A 12,832-nucleotide genomic window follows, 5' to 3' on the forward strand; every position below is an offset into this window, starting at 1 on the left:
AAATCGCCGCATATCCATCGACCTCAGGTCTCCGGATGACCCGGAAATTGCCGTGCACTGTCGCAGACTTCATACCAGGCCGGCTTTTCGGCAACGAATTCGTGAAAGGTGTTGCGGACACCCGGATCATCGTCGAAACAATGCGCGTTGAGGGGAAAGGAGGTTTCCTCCGACAGTGGCTCTCCGAGCGCCGTCCCGCAGCGACGGCAAAAGGAGCGCACATAGGTATAGGGCGCTTCGGGCTGGTAGCAGGCAATTTCCGCTTCCCCGCTTACGAGTTCAAACTGCTCCCGCTTGACGAACACGAACGGCGTTGCGCCCAGTTTCCGGCAGCGCGAGCAGTGACAGGTTCCCATCATGCCCGGCGTGCCCTTGACGGTGAACCGCACGACGCCGCAACAGCAGCTTCCCGAAATTTTCCTGTCCGAGTTTTCCAGCGTGTCTCCTTTCCCGTTCCACTGAGCTTGATTTAGCAGCGCCATGCTGACAGCGTATTGTCAGCATGGTGTCAGCATTCAAAAAGGGAGATGGCATGCGGCGCGGCGACCGGCTGTTCGAACTGATCGAGATCCTGAGACGTGCGCGCGGCCCTGTTGCCGCCACGGCGATTGCGGCGGAACTGGAAGTGTGCAAACGCACGGTCTACCGGGACATCGCAGCGCTGATGGCGCAACGGGTTCCGATCCGCGGCGAAGCCGGGGTCGGGTATGTGCTGGAGGCGGGATTTCACATGCCGCCGCTGATGCTCACGCCGGATGAAATCGAAGCGGCGGTTCTCGGGGCACAGTGGGTGCAGACACGCGGCGAACCGGACATGCGGCGTGCCGCGGCCAGCCTCGTTGCCAAGATCGAGGCCATCGCCCCGAACGATCTGCACAGTTTCTTCGCGGAGCCGGTGACCGGCGTCGCACCTGTGGAGACGCCGCCTGAGGTGCTCGCCTCCTCCGATATCCGGGCCGCGATCCGGCGGCAGAAAAAAATCAGGCTGGAATACCGGGACGACAGGGGAACGCTGACGGACAGGATTGTCTGGCCTGTTCTGCTGGGATACAGGGACGAGGGCCGGATCCTGGCCGCGTGGTGCGAATTACGGAGCGGCTTCCGGTATTTCCGGACCGAGCGGATCACGAAGGCAGATATTCTGGAAGACCGCGTTCCCAAACGCCTGGCTCAGCTCCGTGCCGACTGGGAGCGCGCAATGGCGGCGGAGCGTGAGCGGTATTACGGACCCGGCGCGGGTAACGCGCGCGAGCCGGCTTCAGACAAGACCTGATGGAAAACGGACGCTGTGCCGCACACGGTATCCTTCGTGTGCGGCCAGGTTTGTGTCAGGCGGTTATCCGCGCAAGCGGTGATGCAGGATGATCGGAACGGCAAGTTCCTCCTCGTCGGCGAGGTGCCGGTCGAGAAAGGCCTCGATCGTTCCGGCCAGACCGTGCAGCCGGCCTGCTTCCTCCCGCGCCTGGGGCTCGTCGAGATGGATCAGCTTGATCGACCGGTTCGCGGTTTCCGTGAACTCGTCAAGAACACGGTCCAGTTCCTGGTGATCCTTTTCGAGGATCTCCAGACCTCTTTCAAATCGCGGGTCGGCTGCAGACAGTTCCGGGAAGTAACTCTTGTCTTCCCAGTTGTGATGTCCGTGCAGATTTGCCACCAGCGCGTTGCCGTAATAGGACAGCCGTCCGGCAAAATCGTCCGGCTCCCTGGACCTGTCCAGGTAGAGTTCGGTTTCGGACCGCACGAGTTCTCCGAGCTTTCGGAACATCTGATGTGCGCCGAGCCAGTGTTTCGTCTTCTCCTTGAAGCCGGGATGCGCGTCCCAACTGTCGCGGGGGTATTCGTCCAGCAGGACGCGCATGGCTGCGGGCATGTCTTCGGTGCGGATGTCGAATGCGTGTGTCATCGCCATCTCCTTTCGTGCCCTATATCGGGACGACGTCAGGAGAGTTCCATGTCTGCATCTGCATTGCCGTTATGCATCAACCGGTTAGCGCCGATCTACTTACCAGAAACCGGTTCCTATTCGGCTGCACCTGGCTTGATCGATACAGTGTCCTGGCCTATCGGGCGGCGCTTTTTCGTCACGAGGAAAATCGCGACCATGATGACCCCGAGCGCCGCGACCTGGTGAAGCGCGAGGGTTTCTGAGAGCACGGTCGCGCCGATGAGCGCGCCTCCGACCGGCACGGCGAAATTGACCTGCGACATCCTCGTGGCGCCAAGCCTCGGCACGAGCTGGAAATAGATCAATGTTGCCAGAGCCGTCGAAAACAGACCCAGATAAACAACAATTCCGAGCGATGCGGCACTCGTGTCGACAGCACCGATCGCGCCTGACAGGACTGCCATAACCCCCATTGCAAGGGCAGCAAAGATCGTCGACCCGGCCGCCATTTCAAGCGGCGACCGCTTGACGAAACGCCTGACGTAAATCGTCGTGACGCCATAACACAGGGCGGCGGCAAGGATCGACAATTGCGCCGTCAGATCGCCGCCAAGATCCTTCAGTGCTTCCGGGCCGACGAGAAGCGTCACTCCCGCGATGCCGAAGACGAGACCGAGCACGATCCGGGGCGTCAGATACTCGTCGGAAAAAACAAAGGACGCCATGAAGACCGTGGTCACGGGCGCAATGCCCATCAGGATGGATGCCAGGGCGCTGTCGACCGTCCGCTCTCCGTAGGAGATCAGCAAAAACGGGATCGCGCTGCCGAGCAGTCCACTGACTGCATAGTGTTTCCAGTCTTCCAGACGGCCGGACAGTGCCATCCGGCGCAGCTTCAGGACAGCGAACAGCGCCAGGGCGCCGATCACGAGCCTTCCGGCAACAAGAACAAGCGGATCGAGCGTCTGAACGCCGACCTTGATGGCCGTGTAGGAGGTGCTCCACAGCAAGGCGAGGACCAACCACAGGGCGATATCGGCAGGGCTTGCAGCGTCTTTCATGTCGATCATTCCTTTGCTACTATATTCGTAGCATACATTGCTACTATTTTCGTAGCAAGCAGAATGAGGATCAGATGACCGGAAAGAAAGCGCCGCCGAAACTGCCAAAACCGGGCGCGCCCGTGCGCGGGTCGACCTCAGGTCAGCCGATCATGGTGCTTTTCGACCTGATCGGCCGCCGATGGTCCATGGGTGTTCTGTGGAACCTCAGTGACGGGAACCGGACCTTCCGCGACCTCCAGGACCGCTGCGGGTCGGCATCACCCAGCGTTCTCAACACCCGTTTGAAGGAACTGCGCGCGGCCGGTCTGATCTACAACGCAGAGGATGGCTATGCGCTGACCGACGACGGACGGCAGCTCTTCGAAAGGCTGGAACCGCTCGGCGACTGGGCCATGGACTGGGTGGAAAAACTGCGCTGACCAAAGCGCAGCCGATTGCGGAATGCGTGCTACGAGGTCCAGGGTACGGACTCATAAATGAAGTCAATTTGGTTTGGATCGTTTTGACCAGCTGCGAGGAGCGAAAGCGCAGGAAATGTGGTTCATTTTCAAGCCTTTCGCGACGATGCAGATGGCCGAAACGGCCAAATTCGGAGGACGGCAAAATGGTTTTACCTCGCAGCGTCACCGCGCTTGACCGGGCAAAAAGCCCGCTCTGCACACGCTTCCTCGAGAGATTTTACCATTTCTGCCGCCAAATCGGCTTCGTTTATGTGTCCGCACCCTAGAGGAACTCGACCTTGCCCGTCGCGATGTCGTAAACCCCGGCAACCGACATCAGCTTTCCGGCTTCCTTCAGCTCCGCAAGAACCGGCCCGGACCGGGACGCCTTTTCGGCGTTCAGGCGCGCATTCTGGGCGATCGCTGCTGAAAGAAGATCGGCGGGCTCTTCGGGCATGACGTCATATACCGCCGGCCGGATCGCCTCGACAAGGCTGGGCAGGTGTCCGGGTGGCAGCGTCCTGTCTTCAATGGACTGGATCGTGGCATCCACCGCACCGCAGGCCGTGTGCCCGAGAACGACGATCACCTGGACACCCAGGGCAGCGGCTCCGAATTCAAGACTGGCAAGACCGTCTTCATTGATGAAGTTGCCGGCGACCCGGACGACAAAAACGTCTCCGAGCCCCTGGTCGAAAACAATCTCGGGCGCGACACGGGAGTCGGAACAGGCGACAACGGCCGCGAATGGTTTTTGCCTCTGGGCGCGCTTGGCCCGGTCCAGGGAATGATCCGTGTTGATCGGCGCATTGGCAACATAGCGGGCGTTGCCTTCCTTCAGGAGTTGAAGTGCCTCCTCCGGAGAGGATGGTCTTGAGGTGGTCACGGAACCGGATGCCTCCTGAGCCAAAGCCGCCGGGGCCGCCAGTACGCCTGCACCCGCCAGTCCGCCCGCAATCAGGTTCCGCCGGCTGATACCGTCATTCTCATGGATCAAACACATAAAAAACTCCCTTCAACGATAACTCTCGGTCCTTCGATCATTCCTATCTATCGTCCTTGATGTTGTGTCGAACCCACACATAAACAAATGAATTCCCTGTAAGAAACGGGCTCACAATCTGTCGTTCCGGCAGCGCGAGCGCCGTTTGCCTCAAATTGCCCTTGCCAGTCTGGCGGCCTCACCCCGGAACCAGATGTGCGCCGGATCGTTCTGGCGGCGGGGATGCCACAGCATGTTGACATCGAAACCGCTCACGTCGAACGGCAAGTTCCGGCAAACAACACTGTCCCGATAAAGGACGGCTAGTCTGCGGGGCACGACGCAAAGCGCGTCCGAAGCGGCAACCAGACCGGGTGCGAGCAGAAAACTCGGCAGCGAGACCGCGACATGCCGTTTCATCCCGAGGCCTGCGAGCGCGCGGTCGGTCGCCCCGACGAAACCGCCACCTTCCGGCGATATCAGGATGTGCCGCTGCGCGCAGAAGGCAGCGCATGTCAGCTCTCCATCTTCCAGCAGATGACCGCGGCGCATGATCACGCAGAATGTCTCCGTCATCGCGGGCCGGCTGATCGCGTCCGGGAGATCCATTCCCGTGACCAGCGCGAGATCGGCTGCATCTGCCTCCAGGCTCTCCCACATCGACCTTGGCTCGAATGGCAGGAAAGCAAGACGCGCATCCGGGGCAACGGCACCGATCCGGTCCTCCAGCCGCGCGGCGAGGATCAGGTGCACGTAGTCCGTTGCGATCATCCTGAAGGTCTTTCGCGTTACCGCGGGGTCGAAGGTTTCGTTTTCGCGCACAAGCGCGTCGAGGTTCTGCAAGTGACGGCGCAGATCCTGCTGCAACGCCCGGGCACGGCTTGTCGCGACCAGCCTCCGGCCGGACGGGGTCAGGAGCGGATCGTTGAAAAGGCTCCGCAGCCGTTTCAGCTGCGCCGACATGGCCGGCTGGCTGATACCGAGCTGGTCAGCCGCCCTTGAGACGCTCTCGTGCTCGAGAAGGGCATCCAGGGCCAGAAGCAGCCCGATATCTCCCTGCTTAATATCCATGCAGATTATAGAAGCCATACAAATTCATAATTTTAATTATGCGTGATGGTTCGCCAAATACAAGCCATCACGAATGAAGGATTAAGTCATGAAAATCGGCATCATCGGATCAGGCGGCATGGCGAAAGCACTCGCGGGCAAGTGGTCGGGAAAGCATGAGGTCATGCTTTCGGGTCGCGACCTGGACAAGGCAAACGCCGTCGCCACGGAGATCGGAGCGCGTGCGGGATCTGCGGAAGAAGCGGCAGCCTTTGGCGATGTCGTCGTTCTCGCGACCCGTTGGGAGGACACTTTCAGCGGCATTGACAGCGCCGGCGGCCCGTCGGCATTTGCAGGCAAAATCGTCATCGACATCAACAATCCGGTCAGTATCGAGACGTTTCTGACGACGCGCGAGGATGGACGGTCGCTGACCCAGGCTATTTCGGATCATCTGCCGGATGCTCACGTCGGCAAGGCCTTCAACATGGCGCAGGTGGCGGTCTGGGAAGACGCCGACATGACCTATGACGGCCGCCAGATGGTGACGCTCTATACGGCGGATGCCGGGGCGGATGACACGATAGCCCAACTGATCAGGGATGTCGGTGCGGACCCGCTGCGCCTCGGCGGCAACGAACACGCCTACCAGCTCGAAGCGGCCGCGGCGATCGTCATCAAGTTCCTGTTCGCAGGTCGCAACCCCCAGACCATCTTCAACTTCATCCAGCCCGAAGTCAGGGCCGTGCGCTGAGCTGTCCGTGCCGGACGGTCTTTGCGCCAAATCCTCTACTGTCCCGTCGAAGCGGTCTGCGTAACCCCGATCCGCGACCGCAGATGGCGGCTCCAGTCGTTGGCAGTCTCGAACTTCCAGGGGGGCTTCACGCCGGGGCCAAGCTTCTGCCTCCTGGTCAGCTCTTCCTCGGTGACATCGTTTTCGATGACACCGAGTTCCTGCAGCAGTCCGACCGAGGCCCCCGGGACCCAGCGCCGCAAGTCGTACCAGGGCACCGCGTCCCGAACCTGCGGGCTCAGCTTGATGAGTGTGGTGAAGCAGCTTTCGGAGACCGTCGAATAGAACTGCGGCCTGTCGTGCAGTTCGGCGACAAACTCCAGAAGCCGCGTGAGATAGGCCCTGATCTCGGCGTTGGATCCCTGAATGTCGAAGAAGTAAAGCTCGTTGGGCGGCACGTGCGCGAGGCGCTTCCAGAGCAGGTCGCGTTCGGTCCCCAGAACCGGATAGAGCTGGTCATGCCTGAAGAAGCCTGCCAGCGCATCGAATTTGTCCCAGCTCGTCCGGCGCGCTTCGAAGGAGACGGCCAGGTGATCGCCGTTCCGAAATGCAAAGGTCATCATCACGTGCACCGTCGCGGCGGAGTTGCCGAAGGGCTGGTAGACAAGCTGCGCGCCCGCGAGTTCGCTCAGATCGAAGGAACGGGTCGTCCATCTGGGTTGCGCAGGCGCTCCGACCGGGTGGATCGCATCCCGGAAATTGACGATCTCGACGATGTTTCCGGAAAAATTCGCATCGATAACGCGCTCATGCAGCGGAACGAATGTCCGGGGCAGAACCTCCTTCTGCGAATAGGCGGCGAAAAAGACCGCGATCAATGCGAGTGCGGCGCCGCGGCGCATCCATCGTCCGTCACCGGGGAAGAACCACAGGACCGCCACGGCGGGGATTATCGCTATGGCAAGTGTCAGGCGCAGCCAGTCCGGCCAGCCCAGCCAGTAGTAGCTGGCCAGCGCCATGAAGGCGGCGATCAGAAGGACAAGGACCCCGGCACCGATCCTCATCACGGCAAGCAGGAGACGTCTCATCTGTGGCGGCTCTGCTTGCCGTCCTTCGCGCTGCGCATGACAGAGCGGCCGAAGGTCATCACAGGCTCAGGAACCACTGGATGATGAACGCGTTGGCAAGGTCGACAAAGAAAGCGGAAATCAGCGGCAGCACGATGAAGGCGAGCGGCGACGGTCCGTAGCGCTGTGTCACGGCTTTCATGTTGGCGATCGCCGTCGGTGTCGCACCGAGAGCGAAGCCCGCAAATCCGGCAGACAGCACCGCGGCAAAATAGTTCCGCCCCATCACCCGGAAGACGATGAACACGATGAAGACCGCCGCCGCCACCGCCTGCAGCACCATGGTCACGGCAAGCACGCCCGCGCTGCCGGCCAGGGTCCAGAGCTCCATGCTCATCAACGACATGGACAGGAAGACGGACAGGCTGAACTCGTTGATCAGATCCAGCGACTGGGTGCCTGCCGGCGATTTCGACTTTCTGAAAACCATCGGCACGACGTTGGACAACACGATGCCGGAGATCAGGCACGGAACGAAAAGCGGCAGTTTCAGCCCCGCCGTCAGCAGGCTCTCATGTGCGGAATAGCCGATCACGATCGCAACATGGATCCACAGGATGCAGCGCATGATCTCCACGTGGTTGATCGGTGCGCGGGTCTCATCGGTTGCCGCGGCCTCATGGGTTTCGACGGCATCCGTCTCGTCCGTCGCCGTCAGGCTGTTCTTCGAAATCAGGTACTTGGCGATCGGACCGCCGAGGACACTTGCAAGGATCAGCCCGACCGTGGCCGAGGCGATGCCGAGTTCAGCGGCACCGGTGACGCCGTACTGGGAGGCAATTGTCGGGCCCCACGCAATGGCCGTTCCGTGACCGCCGATCAGGGACGCGGTGCCAAGCAGAACGCCGGCCTGCGACGGCAGACCGAAAAGCAGCGCGCCAAGAGCACCGACACCGTTCTGCACAATCATGAAAACCAGGGTGAGGCCGAGCATGATCGCGAGAACCGGCCCGCCGCGCGTCAGGTCGGACACACGCGCGTTCAGACCCACCGTGGTGAAAAAGTAGACCAGCAGGAAATCGCGCACGGAAAGATCGTATTCGATCGTCCGGCCTGTCGCCACGACGACCAGAAGCGCACAGAAAGCGGCGGCGAGGCCCCCACTGACGGGTTCCGGAATGCTGTATGCCGACAGGATCGAAAACCGTTTCGTGAGCCGTGCTCCCACGAAATACACGACGATACCGAGCGTGAAGGCGGCGAAGCTGTCAATCGTTATCGGATCGGCGACCGCTGCAGGCTCCATGATATTCCCCACTTCTGACACTCAACGCAGCCAGATGTGCATCCGGTCCTGCTTTTGCTTTGGGGGAAGCTTATCTCAAATCCTCTCGCGCTTGCACGGTCGTAAAATTCATTATGTCCGTTCAGACACATGCCGCAGGCTCAAATCGATCCCGCGGCTTCCAGGGCGCCTTCCAGAAAACCTCCGTTTTCGGGCGCCGTCTCCGTGCCGGCGAAGAGAACGCGCCCTGACCAGGGCGCCTCCGCGAAGGAAAGCCTGCGATACCGGGGGTGTCCGGAAAGATCCGGGCGATCAAGCTTTGTTGCCGTGAACGGGTCCTTTGCCCAATTCTCCAAAAGCACCTGTGTCGGTGCGCCGAGGATCGGTCCAAACAGTGCCGAAAGTTGACGGGTCGCATCCTCGACCAGCCGGGCCTCGTCGCAATCTCTGCCCGCACGGTCCGGTGCGACGAAGCCGAACAGTGCGGCCCCGCCCGATGCATCCGGGTCAGGCGACGCGTCGTGGATTTCGAATAGCGGTCCAATGTGGCTGATTGCATCTCCGGACAGACCGGCCTCGCGCCAGAAGGCGCGTTCGAAAACGGCGACGAGCTTGGCATGTCCTGCCATCCAGGTCGGCACGGATGTCATGCTTTGAACCTGTGCTTCCGGGAGCGCGGGCAGAAAACCGAGCGTGCTGGCGGCAAGACGCGGCGGCAAGGCCAGGATGACCCTATCCGCCTCGACCGTAAATGGGCCTTCCCTCCTCACCCCCGTCAGGCGAACCCCCGTGTCACTGGCTTCGACTTCTTTGACTGCATGGCCGAGGCGCAGAACACCTTCCGGCAAGGCGCGCGCAAGGCTGTCAGTGACCCGCGCAAGACCGCCTTCGACGCGCAAGGCTTCGCCCATGGTGGCGAAGTCGAGATCGCGGCGGATCGCGCCGTTCTGATCCTGAAACACCAGGTTGCCCGCCGAGTGCTGACGCATCAGCGGCAGACCGAGTTCCGAGACGAGGGTCAGCATCCGGGTGTTGTGGGGCCAGATCCAGGCCGGGCCGAGGTCATATCGCGGCCCCGCCGCAGAAACGGGACGTGACAGGATGCGCCCGCCTGCCCTGTCCCTTGCTTCGAGAAGCGCGACAGACTCGCCCCTTGCCAGCAGAACCCTGGCGACGGCGAGACCGCTCAGGCCCGCGCCGATCACAACGCTGTCGAACCGCATGCCGGTCACCTTTAAGGATCCGCCGCTTACCGGTTTTCAGGGGCGGAGACGTGGCGAAGATGTCCGCGCTTGACCCACAGACGGGCACCGTCGGCACCGGCCTTCAGCACCACGTCGTGGCCGTCCGACCGGCGCAGCCAGGACCAGGGTTCGAGCGCCGCGCCGCCGGCGCTGACACTTCCGGACAGAACGAAGATCTCCGCACCACCCGGCGCTTCCACGATTGCCTCGGTTCCGGCTGCCCATGTTTCCATGCTCACCGCTTCATAGGGGTCCTCGAAGAGCGGCGATACGCTCACACCCGGCCGGTTTGCGTCGGCAACCGCGCCAAGCTTGCCCGTATCGATCCGGACATGACTGCGGTCCTCGGGATCGAACTGCCAGAGCTTGACGAAGATGACGGCTCCTTGCGGCGCACTCGGCGTGTGGCTCGATCCCGGCGGATTGCGGATATAGGATCCGACAGGAAACGCGCCGTGCTCGTCTTCGAACACGCCTTCCAGCACGATGAATTCCTCACCGCCGTCATGGGTATGGGCAGAAAAGGCGCTGCCCGGTGCGTAGCGCACGATCGTCGTTGCACGGGCCACCTCGGCGCCGAGGCGGTCAAGCATCATGCGCTCGACGCCCGGCATCGGAGACGATACCCAGTCGTGCTCGGCAGGTGTTATCTGGACACTCTCGTCAAAATCCGCATTCAGTTCCATCGTCGTCATCTCCGTGTCACCCGCCCTCGTCGCTTGCGGTTCGGATCGCAGGCAGACAAGGGCGTGCCAAACCTAGTTCATGAGGTCATTCGCCAACAATCTATCTACTGATAGGTAGATTGTAAACACATGCAGGAATCACAAATCACGAACGCGTGAACTGCGGTCGGGTTGCCGTGGCAGGTAGGGCACGTTGTTTCCCCCAGAGGCCCGGATGCACGCGCTCAAGAAGGCCGGAATTCAAGCTGCTGGAAGGGCGCCCTTCATGCAGCGCCGATCAGTCCCAGGGGAAGAGAGGCGATCACGGCAATCGACAGAGCCGTTCGGAGGTCGGGAAACCACGAGGGAACGACCGCGCGCGTACCGGCTCTCGTGTCGATGAACAGAGCAAGCCCGAATGCCGCTGTCAGAACCATCAATCCATAAAACAGCGGCATCAGCAGAGCACCCCAAGCAATCAGCGACGGGACAACACTCCAGCACAGCCTCGCCGCCGATATCTTCGCGGCCCCATTATCGGAGATCGCCAAACCCCAATGGATACCGCCGAGAAACGACAGGATCACCGCGCCATAGTAGGCCAGGGCGTGCGCGGCCCATGCCGACCAGTTTTCCGGACCAAACGCAGCAACAATCGCGGTGGTAACGAAAGGGATTGCACCGGTCGCACCAAGCCACTTTGCCGGCAAAGGCATGGCCTCCGCCTTCTCAGATGCAATGTTATCCGTTCCGGTCATTTGCGTTTCCATGCGCGACTCCCCTCACGAACCTTTTGCGCCGCTGCCGGCCGTCATTTCCCGTTGCCGCATCGGCATGGTGTCTATCAGGGAAAACAGGTCATCACCGGTCACGGGCGTTGTGGAACGCAATTTCACGCCGGTATCCTTGCCCAACAGGAAAACCTCGAACCTGTCATCGTTCTTGCGCAGGAATTTCTTCATCCCTGAAGCCGAGACATCGAGCCGGGCCCCCATGACAGTTTTCGCCTCGCTGTTCACTATTTCGATGACGGCCATGTGCCGGTCCGCGATATGGGCATCCGTGCCTGCGAGAGCGGTGCGCTGCGCGATCAACGAAGCATCCCGTTTGTGCGGCGCGAACATCACGACAACGCGATGCTTCCACGCCCACGCGTCGGAGGGACTTGCCATGAGCGGTGCGCTCGCGGCAAACGACACAGATGCGCAAACAACAGCCAATCCCGACCTGATCGCAGCAGTGAAAGTCACGAGCCCCTCCTGAAAGACCGCCCTCTTTACGCATGCCTTTCGTTACCGGATCTCGACGGAACTGAAACGGTGCGAACAGGTTCAGGCGACCGCATAGCGTCGGCCTCGTTTTCGGTTGCCATGCTCTGCTCATAAAAGTGTGATTGGCCTGTTGGACAATCAACAAGTGAAACTGCGCGCCGTTCAGATCACCAACTCCGGAGTCCACCATGCTGACCACTGCTTTCAAATCCCTTCTCTCCGCCCTCGCCCTGTCGCTGCTCGTCCCTGCCGCCCAAGCAGCCGATTCCTCGCTTGTTCATGTTCCGAGTGCGCATTCGGTCGCCCAGACCGCCGACAATCTGGTCGCCGCCGTCGAAAAGGCGGGCGCGAAGGTGTTCGCGCGGGTGGATCATGCCGCTGGCGGCAAAAGCGTCGACATGGAAATTCCGGCCAATCAGGTCGTGATTTTCGGCAATCCAAAGCTAGGCACGCCGGTCATCAAGGATGCGCCGGAAGCCGGACTGGACCTGCCGATCCGGGTTGCAATCATCGAAACGAGCGACGGCACCATCCTGGTCTATCGGGCACCGGCAGCCCTCGCGGCGGAACACGGTCTTCCCGCCGACCATCCGAGCATCGGCAAGATGACAGGCGCGCTGAAAAACCTGACGGCAAAAGCCGCCGAGTAACAACGAACGTGCCGCCTCGCGCGGATGCGGGGCGGCACGTCAAAGTCCAAGCGTCGTTCAGCGATATCACTCGCTCAGAACAGCCTCGAAACCTTCGAATTGCGGGTGGCCGGCATACAGATGCTTGTTGTCGCCGGCATTTCTGTGCGCCGCGCGGAAGTGCTCCGACTTCGTCCAATTCAGGAAGTCCTCGCGATCCGCCCAGATTGTGTGGGTCGCGTAGAGTGTCGTTCCTGTGTTTTCGTCGAACGCGCCTTTCAGCAAATGAAACGTCTTGAAACCGGGAACATCCGAAAGTCTGGATTCCCGTTCGCGCCAAACGGTTTCGAACGCCTCTTCCTGGCCTTCAAGAATTGAAAACCTGTTCATTGCCAGATACATGCGTCTCTCCTTATGTGGGGGCCAGACCTGCGGCAGGCCGACGTCCGGGATAACCTGACTGTAAAAGTCGTATTTTTCAATCCGTCCGTCCGGGCCAAGACCAATGCGATCGGCA

General features: G+C 61.0%; 16 protein-coding genes. 4 read left to right on the top strand and 12 right to left on the bottom strand.

The window, feature by feature from the left end:
• Positions 1-23 precede the first annotated feature (23 nt).
• Positions 24-482, bottom strand: a complete 459-nt coding sequence (locus ACO08A_RS07235; RefSeq protein WP_422040482.1) for a GFA family protein — start codon at positions 480-482, stop codon at positions 24-26.
• A gap of 50 nt (positions 483-532) precedes the next feature.
• Between ACO08A_RS07235 and ACO08A_RS07240 the strand changes: the two genes are divergently transcribed.
• Positions 533-1,273, top strand: coding sequence for a helix-turn-helix transcriptional regulator (locus ACO08A_RS07240; protein WP_422040483.1), 741 nt, complete (start codon positions 533-535; stop codon positions 1,271-1,273).
• A 63-nt stretch (positions 1,274-1,336) separates the two neighbouring features.
• Here ACO08A_RS07240 and ACO08A_RS07245 read toward each other — a convergent pair whose 3' ends face one another.
• Complete coding sequence (locus ACO08A_RS07245; protein ID WP_422040484.1) at positions 1,337-1,903, bottom strand: hemerythrin domain-containing protein; 567 nt, start codon at positions 1,901-1,903, stop codon at positions 1,337-1,339.
• A gap of 116 nt (positions 1,904-2,019) precedes the next feature.
• The gene (locus ACO08A_RS07250) at positions 2,020-2,946 is read right to left on the bottom strand and encodes a DMT family transporter (protein ID WP_422040485.1); all 927 of its coding nucleotides are present in this window, start codon (positions 2,944-2,946) and stop codon (positions 2,020-2,022) included.
• A gap of 74 nt (positions 2,947-3,020) precedes the next feature.
• On the opposite strand from ACO08A_RS07250, the gene ACO08A_RS07255 reads away from it, so the two are divergent.
• The gene (locus tag ACO08A_RS07255) at positions 3,021-3,368 is read left to right on the top strand and encodes a winged helix-turn-helix transcriptional regulator (RefSeq protein ID WP_422040486.1); all 348 of its coding nucleotides are present in this window, start codon (positions 3,021-3,023) and stop codon (positions 3,366-3,368) included.
• Between the two features lie 304 nt (positions 3,369-3,672).
• On the opposite strand, the gene ACO08A_RS07260 is transcribed toward ACO08A_RS07255, so the two are convergent.
• Entirely contained in the window at positions 3,673-4,392 is a 720-nt protein-coding gene (locus ACO08A_RS07260) for a carbonic anhydrase (protein ID WP_422040487.1), read from the bottom strand.
• Between the two features lie 150 nt (positions 4,393-4,542).
• Complete coding sequence (locus tag ACO08A_RS07265) at positions 4,543-5,442, bottom strand: LysR family transcriptional regulator (protein WP_422040488.1); 900 nt, start codon at positions 5,440-5,442, stop codon at positions 4,543-4,545.
• A gap of 88 nt (positions 5,443-5,530) precedes the next feature.
• On the opposite strand from ACO08A_RS07265, the gene ACO08A_RS07270 reads away from it, so the two are divergent.
• Positions 5,531-6,175, top strand: a complete 645-nt coding sequence (locus ACO08A_RS07270; protein ID WP_422040489.1) for an NADPH-dependent F420 reductase — start codon at positions 5,531-5,533, stop codon at positions 6,173-6,175.
• Positions 6,176-6,210: 35 nt separating this feature from the next.
• Here ACO08A_RS07270 and ACO08A_RS07275 read toward each other — a convergent pair whose 3' ends face one another.
• The 6 genes from ACO08A_RS07275 to ACO08A_RS07300 form a co-directional block, all read right to left on the bottom strand.
• The gene (locus ACO08A_RS07275; protein WP_422040490.1) at positions 6,211-7,242 is read right to left on the bottom strand and encodes a DUF4105 domain-containing protein; all 1,032 of its coding nucleotides are present in this window, start codon (positions 7,240-7,242) and stop codon (positions 6,211-6,213) included.
• 58 nt (positions 7,243-7,300) lie between these two features.
• On the bottom strand, positions 7,301-8,527 hold the full coding sequence (gene gltS / locus ACO08A_RS07280) for a sodium/glutamate symporter (RefSeq protein WP_422040491.1): 1,227 nt from the start codon (positions 8,525-8,527) through the stop codon (positions 7,301-7,303).
• 140 nt (positions 8,528-8,667) lie between these two features.
• Positions 8,668-9,729 (bottom strand): flavin monoamine oxidase family protein, encoded by a 1,062-nt coding sequence (locus ACO08A_RS07285; RefSeq protein WP_422040492.1) that lies wholly within the window; start codon positions 9,727-9,729, stop codon positions 8,668-8,670.
• A gap of 26 nt (positions 9,730-9,755) precedes the next feature.
• Positions 9,756-10,445, bottom strand: coding sequence for a cupin domain-containing protein (locus ACO08A_RS07290; protein ID WP_422040493.1), 690 nt, complete (start codon positions 10,443-10,445; stop codon positions 9,756-9,758).
• Between the two features lie 254 nt (positions 10,446-10,699).
• The gene (locus ACO08A_RS07295; RefSeq protein WP_422040494.1) at positions 10,700-11,173 is read right to left on the bottom strand and encodes a DUF3429 domain-containing protein; all 474 of its coding nucleotides are present in this window, start codon (positions 11,171-11,173) and stop codon (positions 10,700-10,702) included.
• 24 nt (positions 11,174-11,197) lie between these two features.
• The gene (locus tag ACO08A_RS07300; RefSeq protein ID WP_422040495.1) at positions 11,198-11,665 is read right to left on the bottom strand and encodes a DUF4174 domain-containing protein; all 468 of its coding nucleotides are present in this window, start codon (positions 11,663-11,665) and stop codon (positions 11,198-11,200) included.
• A 209-nt stretch (positions 11,666-11,874) separates the two neighbouring features.
• On the opposite strand from ACO08A_RS07300, the gene ACO08A_RS07305 reads away from it, so the two are divergent.
• Positions 11,875-12,336, top strand: coding sequence for a DUF302 domain-containing protein (locus ACO08A_RS07305; protein ID WP_422040496.1), 462 nt, complete (start codon positions 11,875-11,877; stop codon positions 12,334-12,336).
• A 66-nt stretch (positions 12,337-12,402) separates the two neighbouring features.
• Here the strand turns inward: ACO08A_RS07305 and ACO08A_RS07310 are convergent, their stop codons facing one another.
• Positions 12,403-12,717, bottom strand: a complete 315-nt coding sequence (locus ACO08A_RS07310; RefSeq protein WP_422040497.1) for an antibiotic biosynthesis monooxygenase family protein — start codon at positions 12,715-12,717, stop codon at positions 12,403-12,405.
• Between the last annotated feature and the right edge of the window lie 115 nt (positions 12,718-12,832).

Source organism: Roseibium sp. (genome assembly GCF_965232425.1).
Lineage (GTDB): Bacteria > Pseudomonadota > Alphaproteobacteria > Rhizobiales > Stappiaceae > Roseibium.

Excerpts from the sequence above, each read along its gene's own strand:
- ACO08A_RS07235 (WP_422040482.1), bottom strand. The coding sequence starts at position 482 with ATGGCGCTGCTAAATCAAGCTCAGTGGAACGGGAAAGGAGACACGCTG.
- ACO08A_RS07240 (WP_422040483.1), top strand. The coding sequence starts at position 533 with ATGCGGCGCGGCGACCGGCTGTTCGAACTGATCGAGATCCTGAGACGT.
- ACO08A_RS07245 (WP_422040484.1), bottom strand. The coding sequence starts at position 1,903 with ATGACACACGCATTCGACATCCGCACCGAAGACATGCCCGCAGCCATG.
- ACO08A_RS07250 (WP_422040485.1), bottom strand. The coding sequence starts at position 2,946 with ATGAAAGACGCTGCAAGCCCTGCCGATATCGCCCTGTGGTTGGTCCTC.
- ACO08A_RS07255 (WP_422040486.1), top strand. The coding sequence starts at position 3,021 with ATGACCGGAAAGAAAGCGCCGCCGAAACTGCCAAAACCGGGCGCGCCC.
- ACO08A_RS07260 (WP_422040487.1), bottom strand. The coding sequence starts at position 4,392 with ATGTGTTTGATCCATGAGAATGACGGTATCAGCCGGCGGAACCTGATT.
- ACO08A_RS07265 (WP_422040488.1), bottom strand. The coding sequence starts at position 5,442 with ATGGATATTAAGCAGGGAGATATCGGGCTGCTTCTGGCCCTGGATGCC.
- ACO08A_RS07270 (WP_422040489.1), top strand. The coding sequence starts at position 5,531 with ATGAAAATCGGCATCATCGGATCAGGCGGCATGGCGAAAGCACTCGCG.
- ACO08A_RS07275 (WP_422040490.1), bottom strand. The coding sequence starts at position 7,242 with ATGAGACGTCTCCTGCTTGCCGTGATGAGGATCGGTGCCGGGGTCCTT.
- gltS (WP_422040491.1), bottom strand. The coding sequence starts at position 8,527 with ATGGAGCCTGCAGCGGTCGCCGATCCGATAACGATTGACAGCTTCGCC.
- ACO08A_RS07285 (WP_422040492.1), bottom strand. The coding sequence starts at position 9,729 with ATGCGGTTCGACAGCGTTGTGATCGGCGCGGGCCTGAGCGGTCTCGCC.
- ACO08A_RS07290 (WP_422040493.1), bottom strand. The coding sequence starts at position 10,445 with ATGACGACGATGGAACTGAATGCGGATTTTGACGAGAGTGTCCAGATA.
- ACO08A_RS07295 (WP_422040494.1), bottom strand. The coding sequence starts at position 11,173 with ATGACCGGAACGGATAACATTGCATCTGAGAAGGCGGAGGCCATGCCT.
- ACO08A_RS07305 (WP_422040496.1), top strand. The coding sequence starts at position 11,875 with ATGCTGACCACTGCTTTCAAATCCCTTCTCTCCGCCCTCGCCCTGTCG.
- ACO08A_RS07310 (WP_422040497.1), bottom strand. The coding sequence starts at position 12,717 with ATGTATCTGGCAATGAACAGGTTTTCAATTCTTGAAGGCCAGGAAGAG.